Source organism: Sedimenticola sp., assembly GCF_050289425.1.
GTDB lineage: Bacteria > Pseudomonadota > Gammaproteobacteria > Chromatiales > Chromatiaceae > Sedimenticola.
Genome location: NZ_JBNKFS010000008.1, coordinates 71,087 through 96,150, shown reverse-complemented (window position 1 = coordinate 96,150; position 25,064 = coordinate 71,087). Strand labels below are relative to the sequence as shown.

The 25,064-nt window shown below is 54.3% G+C and carries 22 protein-coding genes; 10 read left to right on the top strand and 12 right to left on the bottom strand.

The window, feature by feature from the left end; genetic code table 11:
• Window positions 1-66: 66 nt before the first annotated feature.
• The 3 genes from ACQY5R_RS07605 to ACQY5R_RS07595 are packed head-to-tail and all read left to right on the top strand — an operon-like array spanning window position 67 to window position 3,895.
• Window positions 67-984 (top strand): AAA family ATPase, encoded by a 918-nt coding sequence (locus ACQY5R_RS07605; protein ID WP_428606517.1) that lies wholly within the window; start codon window positions 67-69, stop codon window positions 982-984.
• A complete protein-coding gene (locus tag ACQY5R_RS07600) occupies window positions 981-1,928 on the top strand; it encodes a DUF58 domain-containing protein (protein WP_428606514.1) in 948 nt (315 codons plus the stop codon). The genes ACQY5R_RS07605 and ACQY5R_RS07600 overlap by 4 nt, the downstream gene beginning before the upstream one ends.
• Window positions 1,925-3,895, top strand: a complete 1,971-nt coding sequence (locus ACQY5R_RS07595) for a transglutaminase TgpA family protein (RefSeq protein ID WP_428606512.1) — start codon at window positions 1,925-1,927, stop codon at window positions 3,893-3,895. Before ACQY5R_RS07600 ends, ACQY5R_RS07595 begins: the two co-directional genes overlap by 4 nt.
• A gap of 179 nt (window positions 3,896-4,074) precedes the next feature.
• Here ACQY5R_RS07595 and rbr read toward each other — a convergent pair whose 3' ends face one another.
• The 3 genes from rbr to ACQY5R_RS07580 are packed head-to-tail and all read right to left on the bottom strand — an operon-like array spanning window position 4,075 to window position 6,746.
• Window positions 4,075-4,653 (bottom strand): rubrerythrin, encoded by a 579-nt coding sequence (gene rbr, locus ACQY5R_RS07590; RefSeq protein ID WP_428606509.1) that lies wholly within the window; start codon window positions 4,651-4,653, stop codon window positions 4,075-4,077.
• Window positions 4,654-4,692: 39 nt separating this feature from the next.
• Entirely contained in the window at window positions 4,693-5,640 is a 948-nt protein-coding gene (locus ACQY5R_RS07585; protein WP_428606507.1) for a DMT family transporter, read from the bottom strand.
• Complete coding sequence (locus tag ACQY5R_RS07580; protein WP_428606504.1) at window positions 5,637-6,746, bottom strand: NAD(P)-binding domain-containing protein; 1,110 nt, start codon at window positions 6,744-6,746, stop codon at window positions 5,637-5,639. The genes ACQY5R_RS07585 and ACQY5R_RS07580 overlap by 4 nt, the downstream gene beginning before the upstream one ends.
• Window positions 6,747-6,905: 159 nt before the next feature.
• Between ACQY5R_RS07580 and ACQY5R_RS07575 the strand changes: the two genes are divergently transcribed.
• On the top strand, window positions 6,906-7,754 hold the full coding sequence (locus ACQY5R_RS07575) for a paraquat-inducible protein A (RefSeq protein WP_428606502.1): 849 nt from the start codon (window positions 6,906-6,908) through the stop codon (window positions 7,752-7,754).
• Here the strand turns inward: ACQY5R_RS07575 and ACQY5R_RS07570 are convergent.
• From ACQY5R_RS07570 to rpmH, 5 genes are all read right to left on the bottom strand, one after another.
• Window positions 7,747-8,316 (bottom strand): nuclease-related domain-containing protein, encoded by a 570-nt coding sequence (locus tag ACQY5R_RS07570; protein ID WP_428606501.1) that lies wholly within the window; start codon window positions 8,314-8,316, stop codon window positions 7,747-7,749. The two genes, ACQY5R_RS07575 and ACQY5R_RS07570, sit on opposite strands and share 8 nt — an antisense overlap.
• Window positions 8,317-8,462: 146 nt before the next feature.
• The gene (gene mnmE, locus ACQY5R_RS07565) at window positions 8,463-9,809 is read right to left on the bottom strand and encodes a tRNA uridine-5-carboxymethylaminomethyl(34) synthesis GTPase MnmE (protein ID WP_428606499.1); all 1,347 of its coding nucleotides are present in this window, start codon (window positions 9,807-9,809) and stop codon (window positions 8,463-8,465) included.
• Window positions 9,810-9,822: 13 nt separating this feature from the next.
• Entirely contained in the window at window positions 9,823-11,523 is a 1,701-nt protein-coding gene (yidC, locus tag ACQY5R_RS07560; RefSeq protein WP_428606497.1) for a membrane protein insertase YidC, read from the bottom strand.
• A gap of 96 nt (window positions 11,524-11,619) precedes the next feature.
• Window positions 11,620-11,991: a ribonuclease P protein component gene (gene rnpA, locus ACQY5R_RS07555; protein ID WP_428606494.1), complete on the bottom strand. Its 372-nt coding sequence runs from the start codon at window positions 11,989-11,991 to the stop codon at window positions 11,620-11,622.
• Window positions 11,992-12,005: 14 nt separating this feature from the next.
• Window positions 12,006-12,140: a 50S ribosomal protein L34 gene (gene rpmH / locus ACQY5R_RS07550; protein ID WP_428606492.1), complete on the bottom strand. Its 135-nt coding sequence runs from the start codon at window positions 12,138-12,140 to the stop codon at window positions 12,006-12,008.
• Between the two features lie 528 nt (window positions 12,141-12,668).
• On the opposite strand from rpmH, the gene dnaA reads away from it, so the two are divergent.
• The 4 genes from dnaA to gyrB all read left to right on the top strand — a co-directional run bounded on the left by dnaA (window position 12,669) and on the right by gyrB (window position 18,998).
• Window positions 12,669-14,030 (top strand): chromosomal replication initiator protein DnaA, encoded by a 1,362-nt coding sequence (gene dnaA, locus ACQY5R_RS07545; protein WP_428606488.1) that lies wholly within the window; start codon window positions 12,669-12,671, stop codon window positions 14,028-14,030.
• Between the two features lie 224 nt (window positions 14,031-14,254).
• A complete protein-coding gene (gene dnaN / locus ACQY5R_RS07540; protein ID WP_428606485.1) occupies window positions 14,255-15,355 on the top strand; it encodes a DNA polymerase III subunit beta in 1,101 nt (366 codons plus the stop codon).
• Window positions 15,356-15,433: 78 nt separating this feature from the next.
• Window positions 15,434-16,486 carry a DNA replication/repair protein RecF gene (recF, locus tag ACQY5R_RS07535; protein ID WP_428606483.1) on the top strand — a complete coding sequence of 351 codons (1,053 nt, stop codon included), beginning with the start codon at window positions 15,434-15,436 and terminating at the stop codon, window positions 16,484-16,486.
• A gap of 106 nt (window positions 16,487-16,592) precedes the next feature.
• The gene (gyrB, locus tag ACQY5R_RS07530; protein ID WP_428606480.1) at window positions 16,593-18,998 is read left to right on the top strand and encodes a DNA topoisomerase (ATP-hydrolyzing) subunit B; all 2,406 of its coding nucleotides are present in this window, start codon (window positions 16,593-16,595) and stop codon (window positions 18,996-18,998) included.
• 131 nt (window positions 18,999-19,129) lie between these two features.
• On the opposite strand, the gene ACQY5R_RS07525 is transcribed toward gyrB, so the two are convergent.
• From ACQY5R_RS07525 to glyQ, 4 genes are read right to left on the bottom strand one after another with little or no spacing between them, the layout of a single operon-like run.
• Window positions 19,130-19,840, bottom strand: coding sequence for a lysophospholipid acyltransferase family protein (locus ACQY5R_RS07525; RefSeq protein ID WP_428606478.1), 711 nt, complete (start codon window positions 19,838-19,840; stop codon window positions 19,130-19,132).
• Complete coding sequence (gene gmhB / locus ACQY5R_RS07520; RefSeq protein ID WP_428606476.1) at window positions 19,837-20,388, bottom strand: D-glycero-beta-D-manno-heptose 1,7-bisphosphate 7-phosphatase; 552 nt, start codon at window positions 20,386-20,388, stop codon at window positions 19,837-19,839. Before gmhB ends, ACQY5R_RS07525 begins: the two co-directional genes overlap by 4 nt.
• 41 nt (window positions 20,389-20,429) lie before the next feature.
• Complete coding sequence (gene glyS / locus ACQY5R_RS07515; protein ID WP_428606474.1) at window positions 20,430-22,607, bottom strand: glycine--tRNA ligase subunit beta; 2,178 nt, start codon at window positions 22,605-22,607, stop codon at window positions 20,430-20,432.
• Window positions 22,600-23,532: a glycine--tRNA ligase subunit alpha gene (gene glyQ, locus ACQY5R_RS07510; RefSeq protein ID WP_428606472.1), complete on the bottom strand. Its 933-nt coding sequence runs from the start codon at window positions 23,530-23,532 to the stop codon at window positions 22,600-22,602. The genes glyS and glyQ overlap by 8 nt, the downstream gene beginning before the upstream one ends.
• 255 nt (window positions 23,533-23,787) lie before the next feature.
• On the opposite strand from glyQ, the gene ACQY5R_RS07505 reads away from it, so the two are divergent.
• Window positions 23,788-24,831 carry a tRNA (5-methylaminomethyl-2-thiouridylate)-methyltransferase gene (locus ACQY5R_RS07505; RefSeq protein ID WP_428606470.1) on the top strand — a complete coding sequence of 348 codons (1,044 nt, stop codon included), beginning with the start codon at window positions 23,788-23,790 and terminating at the stop codon, window positions 24,829-24,831.
• On the top strand, window positions 24,828-25,061 hold the full coding sequence (locus ACQY5R_RS07500) for a sulfurtransferase TusA family protein (RefSeq protein WP_428606467.1): 234 nt from the start codon (window positions 24,828-24,830) through the stop codon (window positions 25,059-25,061). The genes ACQY5R_RS07505 and ACQY5R_RS07500 overlap by 4 nt, the downstream gene beginning before the upstream one ends.
• Window positions 25,062-25,064: the final 3 nt, after the last annotated feature.

Sequence of the window (25,064 nt, the reverse complement as noted above, 5' to 3'; positions counted from 1 at the left end):
CGTGACCTGTTTTCCGTCATAAAAAGTCCTTTACAATACAGAGGTGGGTCCATGTAAGGAGTGATTATGAAGCGGTTGCTGGATCAGGTGGTGGCGGAAGCCGGAAGCGTCATTATCGGCAAGGAGCAGACCTTGCGTCTGGCCCTCACCTGCCTGTTGGCCAATGGCCATCTATTGATCGAGGATCTGCCGGGCGTCGGCAAAACCACTCTGGCCCATACCCTGGCCAGACTGCTGGGCCTGCAATACCAACGCATTCAGTTCACCAGCGACCTGCTGCCGGCCGATATCCTCGGCGTCTCGGTCTACCATCGGGGAGAGGAGACATTCCAGTTCCACCCCGGTCCGGTCTTTACCCAACTGCTGCTGGCGGATGAAATCAACCGGGCCACGCCCAAGGCGCAGAGCGCCTTACTGGAAGCCATGGAAGAGCGGCAAGTGACTATCGACGGCCAGACCCGTAGTCTGCCACAACCGTTTTTCGTTATTGCCACGCAAAATCCGGCACACCAGATCGGCACCTTCGCGTTGCCGGAGTCACAACTGGATCGGTTTCTGATGCGTATCCATATCGGTTATCCGGACGCCCAGGCCGAGCGGATCCTGTTAGGTGGAGAAGACCGGCGCCGGCTGCTGGAACAGATCCAACCCTGCCTCTCCTTGGAACAGCTGCGTAATCTGCAACAACAGGTAGCACGTATCCATGTGTCGGACGCGTTGTTGGATTACATCCAGGCACTGCTCAAATTCAGTCGCAGCAGCCCCCGTTTCCATCACGGCCTTTCCCCCCGGGCGGGACTGGCCCTGATCAATAGCGCCCGCGCCTGGGCCCTGCAAGCCGGCCACCCGCAGGTGCTACCGGAAGATGTGCAAGCCGTGCTGAGTGCCACGGTGGCTCATCGGCTGCACTCCGGTAGCGATACCGGACTGGAAGAGGGGAGCGGACTGGCGCAGTTTCTCCTGGAATCCGTCCCACTGCCATGAGGCTACAGATACCGCCGCGCTTTATTCGGCACTGCCGTAGCGATGCGCAGGGAGTGGCCAGGGTCGGCCCACAACAGATCTATATCATCCCCACCCGTTATGGCCTGGGCTTTGCCCTGTTGCTGTTACTGATGTGGATCGGGTCCATCAACTACGCCAACAACCTCGGCTTCCTGCTCACCTTCCTGTTGGCCGGTCTCGGTATGGTGACCATGCTCCATACCTGGCGCAACCTGGTCGGATTAACCTTGCGACCGGGCCGCTGTGAACCGGTGTTCAAAGGTCAGCCTGCCTCCTTTGAGATTCAGCTCTGCAATACCCGGAGTGAAGAACGACCCGGCATTCAACTCCATTTCGACCCGTCTGCGAGCGTCAGCGAAGACTTGCCGCCATGTAGCGAACAGACCCTCACTCTGATGCAACGGGCCGAGCGCCGGGGACGTTTTCCCATGCCCCGTTGCACCCTCTCCACCCGCTATCCACTCGGCCTATTCTATGCCTGGAGTTATCTGGAACTGGCGAGCGAAACACTAGTCTATCCGGCTCCCGGATCACACATTGCCGCGTCCAGCCAGCCCAGTTATCAACCCAGCCAACAGGGGGACAAAGGGGTAGGCACCGACGATTTTGTCGGCTTGCGCAGTTACCGGCCCGGGGATTCCCCGCGCCAGATCGACTGGAAGGCCCAGGCGCGGGAGCAGGGGTTGCATACCAAGCAGTTTGGCGGCGACCGGGCCGACCTGCTTTGGATCGATTGGCAACAGTATCCCGGCCTGGAAACCGAAGCCCGGCTCAGCGCGCTCTGCCGGGCGGTGCTGGACGCCGCTGGCAGACAACAGGATTTCGGCCTGCGCCTGCCGGATCTGCAGCTGAAGCCGGCCCGCGGCGAGACACAACGCCAAGCCGCGCTGACCGCCCTGGCGCTGTTTGGGGAACAGCCATGAATCCGCCCCCCCTCAGCCGCGCTTCCCTGCTCTCCCTTAGCCTGATCAGCTTACTGGTTGTGGCGCCCCATTTCGCACACCTGGACCTGCGGATCACCCTGGCTTTCATGGCCGCCTTGCTGATACGCCTGGCCACCCTGTACCGACCGCTACTACGCTTTGGACGCTGGCTGTTGCTGGCCGTCACACTGAGCGGCGCGGCGCTGACCTTCACTGTCTACCCGCTGTTGATAGGGCTGCAAGCCAAAGTGGCACTACTCTCGTTGATGCTCGGACTGAAGCTGATGGAGTGCCGCCAGCGGCGCGATCTCTATGTGGTGGTTTTTCTCGGTTACTTCACCCTGATCACCCACTTCCTGTTCGAGCAGGGGATGCTGTTGGTGGTCTATGTGTGGGTGCTGGTTATCGGCCTCAGCGGTCTGCTGATCGAGGCGAGCCGATCACACAGTCTCCGCGGCTGGCCGCTACGCTCACTCTGGTATGCCACGCGTATGACGCTGCAGGCACTACCGGTCATGCTGCTGCTGTTCTTTCTTTTTCCTCGCATCAGCGGACCGTTGTGGAATCTCGGCGTGGACAACTCCACCGGCCAAACCGGCCTGACGGATAACATCAGCCTGGGCAGTATCAGCAAATTGATACGTTCCCGGGCCGTGGCCTTTCGGGTCGACTTCGACCGGGAGATGCCGCCAACCCAATTGCGCTATTGGCGCGGACCGGTGCTCTGGCAAACCGACGGCAGACGCTGGACCCGCGCCCAGCTGGGCCGGACAGGCCCGGTCACTTACCGCAGCGACGCCCCACCCATCCGCTATCAGGTGACGCTGGAGCCGTCGTCCAACGACTGGTTGTACGCCCTCGACTTGCCGGAAACGCTGCCCAGCGAAGCGACCCTGCTGCCCGACTTCCAGATCGTGGCAAAGGATATCCGTAACCGGCGCCACCGCTATACCGCCACCTCGCGTCTGCGCTACCACACCGGCCCGCTGGATGACTGGCAGCGCCGCCTGGGACTGCAGCTGCCGGACAGCGTCACCCCACGCATGCAGGCGTTGGCGACCACCTGGCGGCGTGAAACGGACAGCGACCGGCAGTTGGTTGAGCGAGCCCTGCAATACTTCCGCCGTGAACCCTTCTACTACACCCTCAACCCACCGCAGCTGGAGAGCAATCCGGTTGACCAGTTCCTGTTCGAGAGCCGTCGTGGTTTTTGCGAACACTACGCCACCAGTTTCACCCTATTGATGCGTCTGGCCGGCATCCCCGCCCGGGTGGTGACCGGCTATCAGGGCGGGGAGCGCAACCCGCTGGGCAACTACCTGATCGTACGCCAGTCAGATGCGCACGCCTGGAGCGAAGTGTGGCTGGAGCAGAATGGCTGGACCCGGATCGACCCCACCGCCGCCGTGGCTCCGGAGCGTATCGAACGTACCTTTGAATTCGATCTGGCGGAAAACGCCGGCCTGGGAATTCCGCTGGTTTTCTCCCATGGCGGCAGTGATCTCCTCGGTCGGTTGACGAAACAGTTCCGCCTGGGTGTGGATGCCGCCAACGCTTCCTGGCATCGCTGGATTCTCGGCTACTCCAAGGATCAGCAGCAACGATTGATGCAGTGGCTGGGCTTCGGCTCACTCTCCGCTTTCAAACTGGCACTGACCATGGTGCTCAGCATCGCCGCACTGGTACCGGCGCTGATGTTGTTGCTGCATTTACGCGGTCGGGCGAGGCCCGATCCGGTCCAGGGGGATTATCTAAAATTCTGCCGCCGCCTGGCCCGCAAGGGGTTGGAGCGCCAGCCTCACGAAGGACCCCGGGACTTTGCCCGCCGGGTGATCCGCCAGCGCCCCGATCTGCAACGATCGGTCAGTGCCATCGTACAGCTCTACATCGCATTACGCTATGGTGCCGCGCCAGACCCGCAACAGCGCCAGCGGCTGCACCGGCTGGTACGGAATTTCCGCGCCTGAAACCGAAAGAGGGACATATGCTCACAGGTGGGAAACCGTCCACGTGCGATGCGACGAACCGCACCAGCCTGGCGGAGTGGGTACGTTTTTCGTGTCCACGTGGATGGTGCGGATGATCGCAAAAGGTGGATACAAACTACGTACCCACCCTACGCAAGCAGGTATCAATCTGGTCAGGGTTACCAGTTCTCGGCCAACAGTTCGAAATGCGCCTGCGGGTGAAGACAGGCGGGACATACATTGGGTGCCGTCTCGCCTTCATGCAGATAGCCGCAGTTGCGGCAGCGCCAAACCACCTTGCCGTTACGCTTGAACACCAGCCCGGCCTCCAGGTTGTCGGCCAGGGTCTGGTACTGCTTGTGGTGTTGCTTCTCGGCGACGCTGATCGCTTCAAACGCCGCCGCCACCTGCTTAAAGCCCTCTTCCCGGGCCGTCTGAGCAAAGGCGGGATACATCGCGGTCCACTCATGCTCTTCACCGGCCGCCGCGTGACGCAGATTCTCCAATGTGCTGCCGATCAGCCCTGCCGGGAAGGTTTCGGTGATCGTTACATCACCCCCTTCGAGAAATTTGAAAAAGCGTTTGGCGTGCTCCTGCTCCTGATTGGCGGTCTCTTCAAAGATGGCGGCAATCTGTACCAAGCCCTCTTTTCGCGCCACACCGGCGAAATAGGTGTAGCGGTTGCGTGCCTGGGACTCACCGGCAAAAGCGGTCAACAGATTCTTTTCGGTTTGAGATCCCCGGATGCTCTTGTTCATGGTACTTCTCCCCTAAACCTGAATTTTATTGGGTTTATTCTACCGTTGTTGGGTTTGGGAATACCACTTGGAGACGTAAGTCGCGAGCAATATGGCGAAGAATATGGTGGTCATGCCGATCACATGGTAACTGCGGAACGCTTCACCTAGAAAAATCACCGCCAACAGACTGGCGAACACGGAGATCAGATTGGTGTAGAGCCCCGCCTGGTTGGCACCACCGAGTAGCACCGCTTTATTCCAAAAGTAGTAAGAGAGCAGTGACGGGAAGATCGCGACATATCCGAGGATCAGCGCGGTATCGCCATTCAGGCTGAAGGTTTCGCGTCCATGGATATCCCACAGATAGAACGGCAGGATGCCGAGTACGCCGATAAAGATCAGTAGCAGCAACAGACCCAGCTTATCCAACTGCGGCGGCAGTTTGCGCATCAAGACCGAATAGATGGCAAAACCGAACACCGCCGTCAGCATCAACAGATCGCCCGGATTCAACTGCAAGCCGGCGAGTACCTGCCACTCACCGCGGGAAACCACCCAGCAGACACCCAACAGCGCCAGCAGCAGGCCCAGCTTCTGCAGCCAGTTGGCCCGCTCCTGACCCAACAGCCAGGTAAGCAGGAACACCTCCAGTGGCATAGTGGCGCTTACCACCCCCACATTGATGGCGCTGGTCCACTGCAACGCCAGATACTGCAACGAGTTGTAGAGGGAGACGCTGAGCAGGGCGAGGAACAGCAGCAGCCAGAGATGGCGGCGATAATAGGCCAGATCACGCAGGCAGGCGCGCCAGGCGAAGGGGAGCAGGATCAAAAACGCCAACACCCAACGCCAAAAGGAGAGCTCAATACCCGACATGTAGTGGAGCGCAAATTTCCCCACCACCGCATTGCCCCCCCAAAACAGGGTGGTCAATACCAGCAGAACCGCCGGCCGTTCAAACCATCGCAGCGCCTTGCCCTGATCTATCGCCGCTGCGCCATTCAAGATAGTCCGGCCTCAAAATGGCTGACACTGATCTCGAGCAACGCCGAGGCACGGATCTTCTCCGGCAGGGCGGCTGCAGCGGCCGCTATCACCGTTTCGGAATCGGCGGCAAACGCGCCCCTTTCCGACATGAAGCGATCCAGTTCGGCACTGCCGTTACGGATCATCTCACGCGCCACAGCATGGGTGGCCAGAGTTTGACCGGGATAGCGATGCAGCAAATAGGCGAAGGTGAAGGCGGTGTTGGTCATGGCTTGAATCGAAATTCGCGGCAAGCCGGCGGTCACGGCCAGTCGCGCCGCATAGATCGCATCCACCACCGCATGATGGATGCTGAAACCTTGCGACCAGTTATCGCTTGCGATCCCCTTGCTGAGTCCCAGGTCCCACTGCCGGGTACCGCCGGCACCACCGTTAAGATAGCTGAGGTAATCCGACTGCTCGCTACCGCCGAGACGTCCCTGATTGAAGCAGTCGGCATGGATGGCGGCCGCTGTGGCAATACCGTTCAATCCATTGAATACCATATGGTGGCCGATCAGTTTGGTAATCGCCCCCGCCGCGAGGGAATGGCCGAAGTATTTGGGGTGGCCCAGTCGCTGCAGCAACGGTAGTAGACGCTGGTACAACCCTTCATCACCGCTGGCCAGGATCAGCATCCCCTTTGGATCGGCGCCACCTAGCTGTGCGCCCAACGGACCACCGGTTAGCGGGTAGTTGGCATAGTCGACCTGATGGTTCGCGCAAAAGGCCGTGGCCGCCTCGGCAAAATCGGGACTCACCGTAGAGATGTGCAGGATAAAGGGGCGGGTGGTTGAGACGGCACTTAAACGGGCCGTCAAATCACTGATGATGGCGACGTCATCACCGTTCTTGCCGGCACAAACCACCACCCCGTCCAAGTCCCCCGCACCGACCAGCTGCTCCAAGGTTGGCACCAGCGCCGCGCCGTGAGACTCCCAGTCCGCCCGGTATTGATCACGCGTTCCACCCTGACTGCCCCGATCATGCACCCGCAATACCCGTGCCGGACCATCGACGGTCAAATGGGTTGCGGCCGGTCCGGCCATCATGCCGAGTCCACCTACATATGCCAGTTTCAACATGGTTGTTTCCTTCTGCTGATCCGCTTGCTTTAGCCGCATCTTAACAGATCGTGCTTTCTGTTATCCGGTACAGATAGCTGGGTATTTGAGGTTTGCATTGTGCGGAGTTTCCCCGATAGAGTAGGGCACCGAGTCGTACCGATTGAGTTAATTTTTTCCATGAACAAACCGCTGAATGAGTTGCTGCTATGCCTGCTGCTGATCGGCTTGGTGGGTTGCGGCTGGAAGACATGGGAACAGGCAACCGCCTATGAGCAGCAAACCCTAGCCATCATCCAACAATTGCAAGCCTCGAATCAGTTGGAGAACAGTGGCCGGCAGTTGCTGGAGGTACTGAGTTTCGGTCTCTATGACGGATACAGCCAGCAGTTGGAAAGCCTCAACCAGCAGAAGTCGCTACAGACGGCCTACAAAACATCGGTACAGCAATTGACGCTGCTGTTTCTGGTTATGGCGGCGTTACTGCTGCTATTCGCCTGGCTGCGCCGGCGCAGCCTGGGTGACCTCGGTTACGCCATGCTGAGCGTAGCGGTCATCGCACTGGTCGTCGGCCTGACAACGCCCATCTTGTCCGTCGAGGTCAGTAAGACGTTACCGGTGTTGGGCGACACCGTTTTGCAATTTCAATCCAAGGGGGTCATCACCACGGTTACCAGCCTCTGGGAACACAACAACCGCTGGCTGGCACTGCTGCTGCTGCTGTTCAGCGTGATACTGCCGTTGCTGAAAACCGCCGTCGCCTGGCTAACCCTGTTCAGCCGCACTCACCACCTCTCGCTACGGGGTTTGCATCTGAGTCATCACATCGGCAAATGGTCCATGGCGGATGTCTTTGTGGTGGCCATTTTAGTGGCCTTTTTCTCCAACAACGCCGGCGGCTTGACCCAGGCAGAGATCCAGGCGGGTCTCTGGTTCTTTGCCCTCTATGTGGTGCTGTCGTTGCTCGGTTCGCAACTGATCAGCCGGCAACTCAAACAGTTGCCGCAACAGACGTCGTCACTCAATTGACCCGAAGCATCCTGGCCTTCGCCAACAGTAACTCCCAAGCGGTTTCAAAACGGGGTGGCACCACCTGCTTGCGTCGCTGCCTGGGTAGATCGGTCAACTGACACGCCCCCTCCGGTTTATCCTTGGGGAAGGTGCAGTGACCGGCAAACAACACGATGCCACTCACCGGAATATTGGGGACCAATGATCGCACCGTGGCGCAGATTAGCTGCAGTTCATGCAGCGGATTGGTAAAACGGTGTGAAGCGCCACGTAAAACTTGGGTCCATTGATCGGTGTCTTTGCCGCCAAAAATATTCCCCTCGTACCAGTTGACCGTGACCAGCAGAATCCCCTTATGTGTCAGTACCACGTAATCGGCCACCAGCACACCGTCGATACCGTCAGGTACCAACAGTTCACGATGCAACTTGGGTCCAAGGCGCTGTATCGCATTGGCGATCTGCCGCTGATTCATTGCCGCCGCCAGGCGTTTCCGAAACAGCCACACGACGACCAACACGGTTAAAGTCGCCAGTATCGGCAATAGCCATTGATAATGCTCAGGAGTCAGGGGAAACATGGGTGATCATAAAAGCCTATCCAGGGTACTTCATGCTCTCACAACGGGGTCGGGCGATATCTGATCCGCCGCGCAAAGTTTGGCGAACAACACCTATCAGGACAACCCTTTTCTACACATTTGTGATGCGGTTCGGCTGAACGTACCTATTTACCGATACAAAAGCTGCTGAAAATCTGGCCCAGTAGATCGTCCGCCGTAAATTCGCCGGTGATTTCACTCAGCGCCAACTGCGCCTGGCGTAAATCTTCCGCCAATAGCTCACCGGATCCTTGTCCTTGCAGGGCCTTCTGTCCGGTAAGCAGGTGCTCACTCGCCCGCTGTATCGCATCCAGGTGACGACGTCGGGCGATGAATTCGCCCTCTTGCCCGCTACTGAAGCCCATACTCTGCTTGAGGTGATCACGCAGAAATTCCACGCCTTCTCCCGTCTTCGCAGAAAGCGCAACCTCGACACCGCTATCCGTTTCCCGGAGACCCGCCTTCGTGCCACTGCGATCGATCTTGTTGCGCACAAAGGTGACCGGTATCTCGGCCGGCAGTAGGCTGCGATCGAATGCCTCATGCTCGGGATCCAGCTTGTCGTCAAATATCCACAGGATACGATCGGCCTTGGCGATCTCTTCCCGGGCTCGACGTATCCCCTCCTGTTCCACCGCGTCGCGACTCTCCCGCAGTCCGGCGGTATCGATCAGGTGTAGTGGCATACCGTCGATCTGAATCTGTTCGCGCAATAGGTCCCGGGTGGTACCGGGAATATCGGTGACGATGGCAGAATCGCGCCCGGCCAGGCAGTTGAGCAGACTGGACTTGCCGGCATTGGGCAGTCCGGCAATCACCAGGGTCATTCCATCGCGCATCAAGCGTCCCAAACGGGCACTCCGTTGCACATCGTCAACAGACGCAACGATGGCCGCCAGATCATTGGCCACTTTGCCGTCGGAGAGAAAATCGATCTCCTCTTCCGGAAAGTCGATCGCCGCCTCCACGTACATGCGCAGCAGGATCAACTGCTCGACCAGCTGGTGGATGCGCTTGGAGAATTCACCTTCCAGGGAGCGTACCGCCAGCCGGGCGGCGTCACGGGTACCGCTCTCTATCAGATCGGCAATGGCCTCGGCCTGCGCCAGATCCAACTTACCGTTGAGAAAGGCACGCTGACTGAACTCACCGGGGCGGGCCAGGCGCACCCCACACTCCAGGACACGTTGTAACAGCAGATCGAGAACCACCGGTCCGCCGTGACCTTGCAGCTCCAACACATCTTCACCGGTAAAGGAGTGGGGGGCGGGGAAAAACAGCAGCAGACCTTCATCCACCAGGTTGCCTTGCTTATCCGAAAACCGGGCGAAGCGGGCATAGCGAGGCGGAGGGAGTGTACCGCTGAGCGCTTCAGCGACGGTGCGGACGAGCTTGCCGGAGATCCTGATGATACCGACCCCGCCCATTCCGGGCGGGGTGGCGATGGCCGCAATGGAATCCTGCGTATCCACAGGCTTGACCCGGTCAAGCCTTGGCGGCGTTCTGTTCGATTTTTCGGGTTATGTACCACTGCTGCGATATCGACAGCACGTTATTGGTCACCCAGTAGAGCACCAGACCCGAGGGGAAGAAGGCGAAGAAGACGGTGAATACCACCGGCAAAGCCATCATGATCTTGGCTTGCATGGGATCGGGTGGTGCCGGATTCAGTTTCTGCTGGATAAACATGGAGATACCCATGACCAGCGGCAGCACGAAATAGGGATCCTTGGTGGAGAGGTCCTGAATCCAGAAGATAAACGGTGCCTGGCGCAGCTCCACGCTCTCCAACAACACCCAGTACAGGGAGATGAAGACGGGGATCTGCACCACAATCGGCAGACAGCCACCGAGCGGATTGATTTTCTCTTTCTTGTACAGCTCCATCATCGCGGCATTGAGCCGTGTTTTATCTTCACCAAAGCGATCCTTCAGTGCCTGGATGCGCGGAGTCATGCGACGCATGTTGGCCATCGATTTATAGCTGGCTTCGGAGAGCTTATAGAACAGCGCCTTAATGAGCAGGGTCAGCAGGATAATGGAGAGGCCCCAATTGGTCACAATTGCCTGGATATGCTTGAGCAGCCAGAAGATCGGCTGGGCGATGACCGTCAACCAACCATAATCGACGCTGAGATCCAGCCCTTTGGAGATCGCTTTCAATTCATCTTGCAGTTTCGGACTGGCGACAAATCCGCTGCTGAAAGTGTGGCTGGCGCCCTTGTCGACAGTCACCGGTTGGGTATAGGCACCCAATACATAGCGCTTACCGGCAAGTACATTCGTATAAAAGGTATCGGTCTGATCAGTCGCCGGTATCCAGGCACCAAGGAAGTAGTGCTGCAGCATGGCGATCCAGCCACCCTTGACTTCTCTGGAGAGTTTCGACTCCTCCATTTCTTCAAACTTGATCTTTTCGTATTTGTTCTCTTCGCTGTAGATGGCGCCACCGGTGTAGGTATAGAGCACTTTAGAGGCAGCGCTATTGCTCTCCGGTTCGGTTCGCATCAGTTGACGGTACTCTCGACCCACCCAAGGTTTGTCGGATCCGTTCTGCACGATATGTTGTACCGTCACCAGATAGCTACCACGCTGATAGGTAAAACGCTTGGTTACCTTGACCCCCTCCGGACTGGTCCAGAAAAGATCCACATTCAACTGGTCCGAGCCATCCGCCAGCTGAAAGCTGTTGCTGCTGACCTGAAAAGGAGTTTCATGACTGGGTGCGGTGCTGCCTGCACCGGCAATCAGACCCGACTGGGCAACAAACAGGTCCGGTTCATCCGGTTTCATCAGTTGGAAACTGTTTTCTTTGTCACCCAGTGACGCGGGATAGTCGTTGAGGAACACCTTCAGCACATTACCGCCGATGGTGCCAATCTCCATGGTATAGAGATCGGTTTTCACTTTTACCGTGGTTGCCGACGACTTATTCGACGCGGTCGAGGTGGGTACCGCGGAGGTATCCGAAACCGCCGGCACGGAAGAGGGCTGACTACCGGTAACCGCCGGCGTATCCGGTATCGCACCGGGGACAGCCGCTGTTTTTGTATCGCTCTGGCCGGTTGCCACCTCCGTGGTGGCAGCCACCTGAAGTTTAGCGCCGTAGTCCTTTTCCCACGCCTGCCACAGCATCATCAAAACTAAAGCCAGTGCGAAAAACAGTATCAGGCGAAGATTATCCATGGACTATCTCAAACTCGAATTTGGAAGTGGCATCGGCCGGTTGGCAAAGGCGTTATTATGGACTGAAATCATCATCAAACGGAGATTTTTTCTGACTCAATTCCTGACAGTAGGGAGGGCTTGCGCTGCTTTCATCCAGTGTCTATCGAGAGAATCCCGCAGCAAATGCTTATTGGAAAGGTCTATTCCGCGAGCACACATGACAACCAGATCCAAACCCGCCAAATCGTGCTGCTTAAGTCTAAAGCTCTCCCTGATCAAACGCTTGACCCGGTTTCTGTCAACGGCTCGCTTTAGAATTTTCTTGGCTATCGCCAGTCCCAAGCGCGCATGGGGTGTGTCGTTAGCCAAAAAAAGAACCGTAAAGCAACGATCAGATGACCGACGAGAATTTTGAAAGACCCGTTTGAATTCAACAGGTTTAACCAGCCGCCTATTCCGACCGAAACTCGCCTTGCTAGCTTGCAAAGCTGATCTGAATATCAGGGTGCGAGACGATCACGTCCCTTCGCACGCCGCGCATTGATGATCTTGCGGCCGTTACGTGTCGCCATGCGAGCGCGGAAACCGTGAGTACGAGCACGCTTCAAGTTGCTCGGCTGAAAAGTTCTTTTCATGACAAATACCAGGTAATTAATTAAGCAGGGCCTGATCTAAACAAGCACAGGAAAAAGCCCCTAAAAAAGGGCGCGTATAGTACGATGCCACGCCATTGAATGTCAACAATAATAGGCCGCGGGAACCTCGGCTAAACCGCTGATTTCCCAGAAACAATAAGACGATCCTTTCTGCTTGCCAGAAAAATATTCCTGATAAGACCTGCGTGACGCGACAACGGTCTATCCATACTTAAAAATTTAAAGAATCATATAGTTAAGATTACTTTTATATCGGTTCGCCTGAACTCTCGACGCTACTTATCAAGGTGTAAAAGCTGTGGATAAGGGAATAAAAGCGGAGTAAACTTTTGCCTCCACAGTACGGAACACCCTTCCGTAATCACAATAAAGCAAGCCGATATCCTTGTGGCTCAATTCGATCACTTACACCAATTAGGGTCAGCAGCAAAATTGCCGGGTCCCTGAACGGCTGTGGTCGGAGGCAATTCTTTTCACGAAGCAGAAAATAGAAAGAGTAGATAAAGCGTGAATTTTTGGAGCAAGTGCACCGATCACCTTGAGCATGATCTGCCTCAACAACAATTTAATACATGGATTCGCCCATTGCAGTCCGTTGAAGATGCCCACAGCATACGCTTGCTGGCACCCAATCAGTTTGTCCTGAACTGGGTTCAAAATCACTACCTGAACGACATCAACGAATACCTGAAGAGTATTGCCGGTATCAATGCACCTACCGTTTCGCTGGAGATCGGTAGCAAGGCCTCGGAAAAAACGGTTATGCAGCCGATACAATCCCATGCGGTTGATAACCGTCAACCTCAACGAGGCAGCAGAGTGCGGCAGAGTGACGACGCGCCGATGCCCAGTAATCTCAACCCCAACTTTGTTTTCGAAACCTTTGTTGAGGGCAAATCAAACCAACTGGCGCGGGCTGCCTCAATCCAGATCGGCGAGAATCCCGGAACGGCCTATAATCCCTTGTTTATCTACGGCGGCGTCGGCCTCGGTAAAACCCACCTTATGCACGCCGTCGGCAACATGATTGTCAAAACCAATCCCAATGCCCGGGTGGTTTATGTGCATTCCGAAGGGTTTGTTGCCCAAATGGTAAAAGCTTTACAGCACAACACTATCGATGAATTCAAGCGACGTTTTCGAAATGTAAATGCGCTACTCATCGATGACGTACAGTTTTTTGCCGGCAAAGAGCGATCACAAGAGGAGTTTTTCCATACCTTTAACGCGCTGTTTGAATCACAGCAACAAATTATTCTCTCCAGCGACCGTTTTCCGAAAGAGGTATCCGGATTGGAGGAACGCCTTAAATCCCGTTTTGGCTGGGGATTGACGGTTGCCATCGAGCCACCCGATCTGGAAACCCGAGTAGCCATTCTCAAGAGTAAGGCAGACCAGCTTTTCGGTGTTGACCTACCCAACGAAGTAGCCTTTTTCATCGGCAAACGGGTCCGTTCAAATATCCGTGAATTGGAAGGAGCCTTGCGTAGGATCATCGCCAATGCCGAATTCACCGGAAGACCCATTACCCAGGAGTTTGCCAAGGATGCCTTGCGCGATATGCTGGCAGCCCAAGACAAACAGGTCACTATTGAAAATATCCAAAAGACGGTGGCCGAATACTACAAAATACGTACTTCCGAGCTACTCTCATCGAAGCGAAGTCGTATGATTGCCAGGCCGCGTCAAATCGCCATGACACTGGCAAAGGAACTGACCAATCATAGCTTACCGGAAATTGGTGAAGCTTTTGGCGGGCGGGATCATACTACCGTGCTGTATGCGACACGCAAGATAGCGGAGCTGAAAGAGGGGGATCACCGTGTTGAAGAGGATTATGGAAACCTGTTAAGAACTCTTACCAGTTAATGTGGATAAACTGTTGATGTTTTTGCGACAAAACAGCATGCTTTAGTTATCCACAGATGGCCAACAACTCATTCATGATTCATACGGATGTTATCAACAGTTAAAAACACATACAAGATATTGAAAAATAAGAAGAATATCTAGTTGATCAACAATATTTTGGCTGTGTAATAATAACAGTAAATCTATATAAATAATTTATATCTATTAAAGAGTACTTCGACATGAAGATCGTTACCACAAGGGATAATCTGCTTAAGCCACTGCAACAGGTCGGTGGTGTTGTTGAAAGAAGACAGACCCTCCCGATTCTCGCCAATGTCTTGATCAACGCAGGCAATGGGAAAATCAACATCACAGCAACCGATCTGGAAGTGGAGATGAAAACCTCGGCGGTTGTTGACTGTGATAGTGAATCCGATTTCACTCTTCCGGCCAGAAAGTTGCTGGATATCTGTAAGGCGCTTCCGGAAGAATCGACCATGGAGCTCAATGTGGAAAATGAGCGTGTGGTTATTAAGTCCGGACGCAGCCGATTCACACTGGGAGTACTCCCCGCTAATGATTATCCTTCTATCGAGCCTTCTGCGAGCAGCCACTCTTTTACGGTGACGCAAAAGTTATTAAAACGGTTGATAGAAAAAACTCAGTTTGCCATGGCGATACAGGATGTTCGTTACTATCTGAACGGATTGTTGATAGAACTGGGTCAAGGCACGATCAGGGCCGTCGCCACTGATGGACATCGCTTGGCATTAAGCGAGGCAGAGTGTGCACTGGGCGAGGAAACAGGGTTACAGGTGATTCTACCCAGGAAGGCTGTATTGGAATTGGCCCGACTCTTGAGTGATTCGGATGATTTGATCAATATCGATGTGAGCAGTAACCATATCCGCTTTGCTTTCGGGGAAACCAGTTTCACGTCAAAACTTATCGATGGGAAGTTTCCAGATTATCAGCGGGTTATTCCTACCAACACAGATAAAGAGATTACCGCCGATCGGGACCAGTTGAAGCAGGCGTTGATGCGTACATCGATACTGTCCAATGAAAAGTATCGTGGAATAAGGTTCCAGTTTACTAGCGGATTACTAAAGCTACTTGCACACAATCCGGAACAGGAAGAAGCGGAAGACGAAATGGAGATCAACTACCAGGGAGAAGAACTGGTGATTGGTTTCAATGTGGGTTATCTGATTGAAGTTCTTAATGTTATCGATACTGAATCTGTCAAACTGTCACTCAGTGATTCAAACAGTAGCTGCCTTATTCAGAATATGGAAAACGACGAGTGCCGTTACGTCATTATGCCGATGCGTCTATAGTTATCGGATAGGGACTGGCGAAGTAAGCCAGTCCCTAACGTCCAACCCATATTTTCGACATGCTTGCGGGTATCTCCCGTGACTATCAATCGTCTGACAATACATCATCTCAGAAATATCACTGAGGCTGATGTCCAGTTTTCTCCCGGTATCAACTATATATCAGGAAAAAACGGTTCAGGTAAAAGTTCTCTTCTGGAAGCCATCTATATGCTCGGCAGGGGGCGCTCTTTTCGCACTACCCGATTCGGTCCGGTGGTACAGCACGGTGAGCGTTCATTAACACTATTCGCCAATACTCATACGGATCGAGAACACCGAATTGGTATACAGAAAAGCGGCTCCCAAACTGAAATCAAAGTAGATGGGCAGCGTATTAATCAAGTCTCTACCATTGCGAAAATGACCCCGTTACAGATTTTAACCCCGCTCTCCCATGAAATACTGGAGAGAGGTCCGGAATATCGAAGGCGTTTTATAGAGTGGGGTGTGTTCCACGTGGAACATGCTTACTACGAAACCTACAAAAAATTCTATAAAGCGTTGCGACAGCGTAACCATCTGTTAAGAAGCAAGCCCTCAACTGTGGGGAGTTGGAATCGAATCGTAGGCAGTTCAGGTGAGTCCCTAAATAGTTTACGAGAGATCTATTTCAAGCATCTCAATGAGCAATTCCAAAAAGAGTTGGGTTTTTTGCAAATCGGTGCGTCCATAGCCATGACTTGGAAGAGAGGCTGGGATGATGGGATATCACTGGTAGAGGCTTTACAGCAAAAGGAGAGTTCGGATATCCGGCAAGGATTTACCCAAAATGGTCCACAACGTGCGGATATCAAACTCGCCTATGATGGACGCTCAGCCTTTACCTCCATATCGCGTGGACAACAAAAGATGATCATATCCGCACTTCACTTGGCTCAAGCCGCTATTACGGAACACCTCACGGGAATCTATCCCATTTTGTTGTTGGATGATCTTGTGTCCGAATTGGATGATGCCAACAGAAGAATATTGATGAATCGTATAGCGGGATTAGGATGCCAGGCCTTTATTACGGCTACGGATGCGCCTCTATCTGCCACTAACGAGGATACACATCATATAAAAATTGATGGTGGCAGAATTCTTTAATGATGGGCAATCGTGGGTGACTGTTCCACGTGGAACATTCTTGATTTAAGAACAAATGAAAATGCGTCTTGGTGTATAATAGGCCGTTCGCAAATAGGAGTTATATATGAGCTACGACTCGTCAAATATCAAGGTGCTGAAAGGTCTGGATGCGGTACGAAAACGGCCGGGTATGTATATTGGTGATACCGATGATGGCACCGGTCTTCATCACATGGTGTTTGAAGTTGTGGATAACTCTATCGATGAAGCCTTGGCGGGTTATTGTACGGAGATAACGGTTGCTATTATCGATGATGAAACCGTTAAAGTAACGGATAACGGCCGCGGTATTCCCGTCGACATTCATCCGGAAGAGGGTAGGTCAGCAGCAGAAGTGATCCTGACCGTGCTACACGCTGGCGGGAAATTTGATGATAACTCCTATAAGGTTTCTGGCGGATTGCACGGGGTCGGCGTATCGGTAGTGAATGCCCTTTCAGAAAACCTGAAACTCTATATCCACCGTAACGGCCACACCCATTATCAAGAGTATGTGCATGGTGAACCTCAGGAACCCTTGGCCGTGGTGGGTGATACGGATAAGTCGGGTACGGAGATCATCTTTAAAGCCAGCAAAGAGACCTTCACCAATATTGAATATCACTATGACCTGCTGGCTAAGCGTCTGCGGGAACTCTCGTTTCTGAACTCCGGCGTCCGCATCAAGTTGACCGATGAACGCAATGATCGACAAGATGTGTTTGAGTATGAGGGTGGTATCAAGGCATTCGTGGAACATCTGAATAGAAAGAAGACGCCACTGCATGAAACGGTTTTCGATTTTTCGATCGAAAAGGATGAAGTGGTGGTAGAACTGGCCATGCAGTGGAATGAGTCCTACCAAGAGAATATTTTCTGTTTTACCAATAATATTCCCCAGCGGGATGGTGGTACCCACCTGGCTGGCTTTCGAGCCGGGTTGACGCGTACATTGAATCAATATATCGACCAGGCTGGTTTGGATAAAAAACAGAAGGTAAACACATCTGGAGATGATGCACGGGAAGGTTTGACGGCCGTGCTCTCGGTTAAAGTTCCTGATCCCAAATTTTCATCGCAGACGAAAGATAAACTGGTCTCATCCGAAGTGAAGGGAATAGTGGAGTCGGTATTGGCTGATCGACTTAGCGCATTCCTGTTGGAAAATCCTGGCGAAGCAAAACAAATTGCCGGAAAAATGATTGAAGCGGCCCGTGCCAGGGAAGCGGCAAGAAAAGCCCGCGAAATGACGCGTCGAAAGGGCGTACTGGACGTGGCCGGTTTACCGGGAAAGCTGGCTGACTGCCAGGAGAAAGACCCCTCATTGTGCGAGATATACCTAGTGGAGGGTGATTCGGCCGGTGGCTCTGCAAAGCAGGGGCGTGATAGGAGAACCCAGGCGATTCTACCCCTCAAGGGAAAGATATTGAATGTGGAAAAAGCGCGTTTCGACAAGATGCTTTCCTCTGCCGAAGTAGGCACGTTGATTACCGCTTTGGGTTGCGGAATTGGGCGGGAAGAGTTTGACCCGGATAAATTGCGCTATCACCGTATTATTATCATGACGGATGCTGACGTCGATGGTGCGCACATCCGGACCCTGTTATTGACCTTCTTTTATCGTCAGATGCATGTGCTGATCGAAAGGGGGCATATCTATATCGCCCAGCCACCGCTTTATAAAGTAAAAAAAGGCAAGCAAGAGCAGTATCTGAAAGATGATAATGATTTGAATGCATACCTGTTGCAGGCGGCATTGGATAACGCGGAGCTCTATGTGAGTCAAGAGGCTCCCCCACTGTCCGGGGTATCGCTTGAAGAGCTTTCGAAACAGCACCTCTCCACCATGGCGACAGTAAAGCGTATCGGCAAGCGTTATGATGCCTCCGTGGTTGAAAAGCTGATCTATATGCCGCGCGTCACGGAAGAACTCATGGCGAATCAACAAGCTTTTGATGAATGGCTTAAGGAGTTGGAATCCAGGCTCAACGCGGAACAAAATATTTCCAACCGTTTTGAACTTCGCCACCAAAATGCTTCCGAAGACCAGGCGGCGCAAATCAATGTCACCCAGTTTGTTCACGGCATTAATACGGAGACGGCTATCCCCTTGGATTTCTTCGCCAGCAGCGATTATCGAAGAATGGCAGAGATGGGTGAAAAGCTTGATGGGTTACTCTCTGATGGCGCTTATATTAAGCGTGGCGAGAGGCAGAATGATATCAACAGTTTTTCCCAAGCCCTGAGTTGGCTGATGGAAGAGGCGAAACGGGGACAACATATCCAGCGCTACAAAGGGCTTGGGGAGATGAATCCGGAACAGCTTTGGGAAACCACGATGAACCAAGAGTCGAGACGCTTATTACAGGTAAATATCGAGGATGCGGTGGGAGCAGATGAGATATTCACCACCTTGATGGGTGACCAGGTTGAGCCGAGAAGGGACTTTATCGAAAAGAACGCCCTGACGGTCGAAAACCTGGATGTCTGATAGTGGACTCAGTCCTAAAAAAGGGGCCTGTTGGCCCCTTTTTTTATACCTGTCGAAAACCTTTAAGAATGGTGCATCGACAGCTTGAGTACCTTCCAAAATACTATGGTTAGTGAATGCCCACTATCGTATTACTGTATGTGTGACATAGTCTGTTCGATCCAGCTTTCGACTTCATTGTTGATATCGGCCGCCTTTCGTCCAGTCGTCCGGATGGGATCTCCAACCACAACTTCTACGGTACCGGGGTATTTTCGAATATCACGCCGGCGCCAGAATGTTCCCGCGTTGTGCGCAACAGGGATGACAGGTACGCCAGTTTTTTCAGCCAGCAAGGCACCACCCATGCCGTATTTTTTGTGCTCACCAGGTGCAACCCGGGTACCCTCAGGAAAGATCACCACCAGTCGCTTCTGCTTTAACCGTTCGATGCCGATATCGATCACTTGGCGTGCCGCTTTACGGCCGGCTTTGCGGTTGATAGCGATCGGCTGTACCGTTGCGGCGGCCCAACCGAAGAAGGGTATCCACATCAGTTCCCGTTTTAGAACCCAGGCTTGTTCGGGGGGAAGCAGGGCACGCAACGCCATGGTTTCCCATGCCGATTGATGTTTAGCCAGAATAATGGCACCGTGCTCGGGAATCTTCTCCAGGCCTTCAATCCGGTAATCGAGACGGCAGAAAAACTTGAGACACCAGAGATTGACGCCGCCCCAGGCATTGGCGATTTGACAGCGCCGACGGTAGGGGAGAATCCAGCCAATGATGGACAACAAGCCCGCCAGGATTACCGTCGTGATCACCATGCTCAGAAGATAGAGTAGAGAGCGGATCAGAATCATGTATTCACTTCTTCTTGTTCGAGTAAGGCAGCGACTGCTTCACTGAGGTTGTTATAGATGGGGATAGCGGGATCGAGTTGCGGATCTGCTGCCGTCTTTAAGCCTTTGCCGCTACGCACCAGGATGGGGGTCGCGCCCACGGCTTGGGCGGCCTGCAGATCGCGCAGGCTGTCCCCGATGCAGGGAATCCCTTCCAGATTCGTGTAAAACCGTTCAGCGATCTGCTGCAGCAATCCCGGCTTGGGCTTACGGCAGTCGCAGGCGGAGTCAGGACCGTGGGGACAGAAAAAGATGCCATCGATTCGTCCACCTTCACTGGCTACGGCCAGGTGCATCTTCTTGTGGATGGCATTCAGTTCATCAATGGTGAAGAGGCCTCGCGCCAAGCCGGACTGATTGGTGGCAACCGCTACCCGGTAGCCGGCCTGGTTCAGTTTGGCGATGGCAGAAAGACTCCCGGGTATGGGATTCCACTCATCAGGCGATTTGATGAAAGCATCTGAATCGTCATTGATGACGCCGTCTCGATCTAGGATTATGAGCTTCATAACATCTTTGTCAGCAAGTACTTACTACGGATTTATCAGCTCTATCTGCCGGATATCTGTGCATCGCTGTACGATATCTGTAGGATGGAAATATCTGCCACACCGAGAAACAGCCGATTGAGTCGGTTAAGCAGGGCCAGACGGTTGGATCGGATAGCCGGATCGTCCGCCATCACCATCACATGGTCGAAAAACTGATCGACCGGCTCCTGCAGCGTTGCCAAGGTCTGCAACACCTGCTCGTAGGCGGCTTCTGCCATTAATGGCGCTACCTGCTCACCCTTTTGCTGAACCTCCGTGAACAGGGTCTGTTCCTGAGGCGAATCAAATAGATTAGGATCTACTTCAGTCGGTATACGCTCTTCACTCTTTTTCAGGATGTTGTGAATACGCTTATTTGCGGCGGCCAGCGCCTCAGCCGCCGGCAGTGACTTGAAGGTGGTGACGGCACCGATGCGTCGATCAAAATCGGCAACCGAATCAGGTCGGGTGGCGGCGACGGCCTCGAATAGATCCACCGGTATCTGTTGCTCCAGGTAGATCCCCTTGAGGCGTTCCAGCATAAAGGCGTAGACCTGGTCACTGCAGTTTGCCTCGGTGACCGCCGGTTTAAGCAGCTCCACCGCTTGTTCCAGCAATTGTTTAAGATTCAGGGCGAGCGAGTGCTCACGCATGACACGCAGCACGCCCAATGCGGCACGCCGTAGGGCGAACGGATCCTTATCGCCGGTGGGCTTCATGCCGATGCCGAAAATACCGACCAGGGTATCCAGACGCTCCGCCAGTGAAATGGCGATACCGGTGCGGGTTTGGGGCAAGGTGTCGCCCGAAAAACGCGGCATGTAGAATTCATCCAGCGCTTGCGCTACTTCATCGGTCTCACCGTCACGCTTCGCCTGATAGCGCCCCATGATGCCCTGCATCTCGGGAAACTCGAAGACCATCTCGGTCATCAGGTCGCACCGGCTCAACATGGCAGCCTTCTCCGCCTGCGCCCGGTCGCCACCTATCCGGTCGGCAATATTGCCGGCCAGCGCGGCGACACGGACACTTTTGTCGTACATGGAGCCGAGCTGCTGCTGGAACAGGACAGTCTTAAGCGAATCGATGCGGCTATACAGGGTTTGTTTGCCATCCTGCTGCCAAAAGAACATGGCGTCGCTTAAGCGGGGGCGAACGACCCGCTCGTTACCCTCTTTGATCAATTCGGGTCGCGGACTGTCGACGTTGGCGATAGTGATGAAGTGATTCATCAGCTGGCCTTGATGGTCAACCAGATGGAAATATTTCTGGTTTTTCTTCATGGTGCTGATGAGCGCTTCATGGGGTACTTGCAAAAAACGCTCTTCGAAACCAGCGGAGATGGGTACCGGCCATTCCACCAGGCCAGTCACTTCATCGAGTAGCGCTTCGTCGATGGGTGCCTGTCCGCCGATGGCATCGGCCGTCTGGGTAACCTGTTGACGGATTTTCTCGCGCCGCTGCTCAAAATCCGCAATCACCTTGCCCTGCTGTCGCAGGGTTTCTTCATATTGGGCCGGGCTGTCGATCCGGATCGCTTGCGGATGATGAAAACGGTGGCCATGGGTCAGGTTTCCGGCATCGGTATCCAACAGGCGGCACCGCACCACGTCTTTACCCAATAGGAACAGCAGCCACTGCACCGGCCGGACAAACTGCGCTTCCGACGAACCCCAGCGCATACGCTTGGGGATCGGCAGTCGGTTGAGGGATTCCTCGGCAATACCGGGCAGGAGCTCTGTGGTCGGTTTTCCCTGCTCTTGTATCTTGTAGACCAACCATTCGCCTTTGTCGGTGGTGAGTCGCTCCAGCTGCTCCACACCGGTATTGCAGGAGCGGGCGAAACCTTCGGCGGCCTTGGTGGGATTGCCGTCGGCGTCGAAGGCGGCTTGTACAGACGGTCCGCGACGCTCGATTTCACGATCCGGCTGTGCGGTGGCACACGCCTCGACCCAGATGGCGAGCCTACGCGGTGTGGCATAGGCGTGAATCGGGCCATGCGACAGATTTGCCCGCTGCAGTCCCTCCACAAATGCGTTCGTCAGGGCGTCGGAGAGTTTTTTCAGGGCAACCGGTGGCAACTCCTCGGTACCGAGTTCAAACAACAGATCGGCACAGTGACTCGTGCCTTCCATGGCGCGATCCCTGCGGGCGGCCTCCGGCCGTCCAATTTCATTCCTGACGAAATTGTCAGCCATGGGCTAGCTCCTCTTGGCTTTTAAGCATGGGGAAGCCCAGTTTTTCCCGGGCCTCGTAATAGGCTTGTGCAACGGCCCGTGCCAGCGTGCGGACCCGCAGTATGTAGCGTTGACGTTCGGTCACAGAGATAGCATGCCGGGCATCCAGCAGGTTGAAGGCATGGGACGCTTTGAGCACTTGCTCGTAAGCGGGCAGGGGCAGGCCCAGTTCTATCAATTTGCTGCTCTCTTTTTCGCATTGGTCGAAATGACCGAATAGATACTCGACATCTGCGTGTTCGAAATTGTAGGCGGATTGCTCCACCTCATTTTGATGGAACACATCGCCATAGGTGACCGGACCATCCGGGCCATGAGTCCAGACCAGGTCGAATACGCTCTCCACGTTCTGCAGATACATGGCGATACGCTCCAGCCCATAGGTGATTTCGCCGGTCACCGGGCGGCAATCGATGCCGCCAACCTGCTGAAAGTAGGTAAACTGGGTCACTTCCATACCATTCAGCCACACCTCCCAGCCGAGGCCCCAGGCCCCAAGGGTGGGAGATTCCCAGTTATCTTCAACAAAGCGGATATCGTGCACCTTACTATCCAGACCGAGCATCTCCAGTGAGCCAAGGTAGAGTTCCTGGATATTCAGCGGTGACGGTTTCATCGCTACCTGGAATTGGTAGTAGTGCTGCAACCGATTGGGATTGTCGCCATAACGGCCGTCGGTCGGACGTCTGGAAGGTTGCACGTAAGCGGCGTTCCACGGTTCGGGTCCGATGGAGCGCAGGAAAGTCGCCGTATGGAAAGTTCCGGCGCCCACTTCCATATCGTAGGGTTGCAGGATGACACAGCCCTGTTCCGCCCAATAACGTTCAAGGGCGAAAATCAGGCCCTGGAAGGTTGACGCGTCAGGGCCATTTGTTGAATTTGTCATGGTTTAGGTTAAGGCTCTATATATAAAAGGAAAAACGAATCGCGCAAGTATATCGTTTTGCTAACGGATTGTTGAGTCTGTTGGCCGCTATCGTCTATTTTGCAAAAGCGGCTGGCCGATTCCGTTAGCGAGCGAACCGGCATGCAGGGAGGTTAAAATAGAATTTACTTCGCTCACGCTGAACATTTCTTTGAAGTAGAGTGAGGCAAGCGCTTACAATATCGGGCCGAGACACCTCCAGACTTTACTACCATCATGACTAGACAACGCAAGGCCGTAGCCCTCATCTCCGGTGGCCTGGACTCTTTATTGGCTGCCAAAGTGATTCAGCAGCAGGGAATCCATGTAGAGGGGATTAATTTCTTTACCGGATTTTGTGTGGAGGGCCACACCCACGCCATACGGCAGAAAGACCGTGCCAAGCCCAAGCGGAATAATGCACTGTGGGTAGCCGAACAGCTGGGAATCAAACTGCATATTGTCGATATTGTGGAAGAGTACAAGGAGATCGTATTCAATCCCAAGCACGGTTACGGGGCCAATATGAATCCCTGCCTGGACTGTAAAATCTTCATGGTGAGGAAGGCCCAGGAGTGGATCGAAGAGCACGATTTTGATTTTATCATCACCGGAGAGGTGGTCGGACAGCGCCCCATGTCCCAACGCAAGGACACCATGCCCGTCGTGGCCCGCGATTCAGGCGCCGAAGATCGCCTGGTCAGGCCGCTGTCGGGGAAAAACCTCCCGGCTACGCTTCCGGAGCGCGAAGGTTGGATCTCACGAGAAAAGCTGTATGGGTTTAACGGGCGCAGCCGTAAACCGCAAATGGCCCTGGCGGAGCAGTTTGGGCTGGAAGATTATGCCCAGCCGGCCGGCGGTTGCTGTTTCCTGACGGATGCCCAGTACTCGGTCAAGCTGGCTGATCTCTGGAAAGCCCGTGGCGAAAAGCAGTATGAAATGGATGACATCATGCTTTTGAAGGTCGGTAGGCATCTGCGGCCGCGGCCCCATTTCAAGGTGATCATTTCGCGGGAAGAGGGTGAGGGCAACTTCCTCCAGGGTTATCGAAAGCAGTTTGTCAGTCTTCTGACCACCAGCCATGCGGGTCCGCTGGCCCTGTTGGATGGCACGGTGGATACCGACGACATTGAACTGGCTGCGCGGTTAGTGGCCCGCTACAGTCAGGGAAAACTGGCGGATCGGGTGGAATTGACGGTGACCGGTCTGGATGGTGTGCAACAGACGTTGTCGGTGAAGCCGCTGACGGCCGAAGAGATACCGCAGGAGTGGTACATATGACGCATGTAATCGTGGATGCACGGCGCCTGCTCTGCCCAATGCCGGTAATCCGGGTACAGAACCAGGTCAAGGAGTTGCCACCGGGTACCCGGGTCGAGGCGATCTGTACCGACCCCGGGGCGCTCAACGACATCCCTGCCTGGTGCCGGATCAATGGTCATAAATTGATCGAAACGCGTACAGAGGGAAACGAATACATCATCGTGGTTGAGGTGGGTGAGGGCGATTGACGG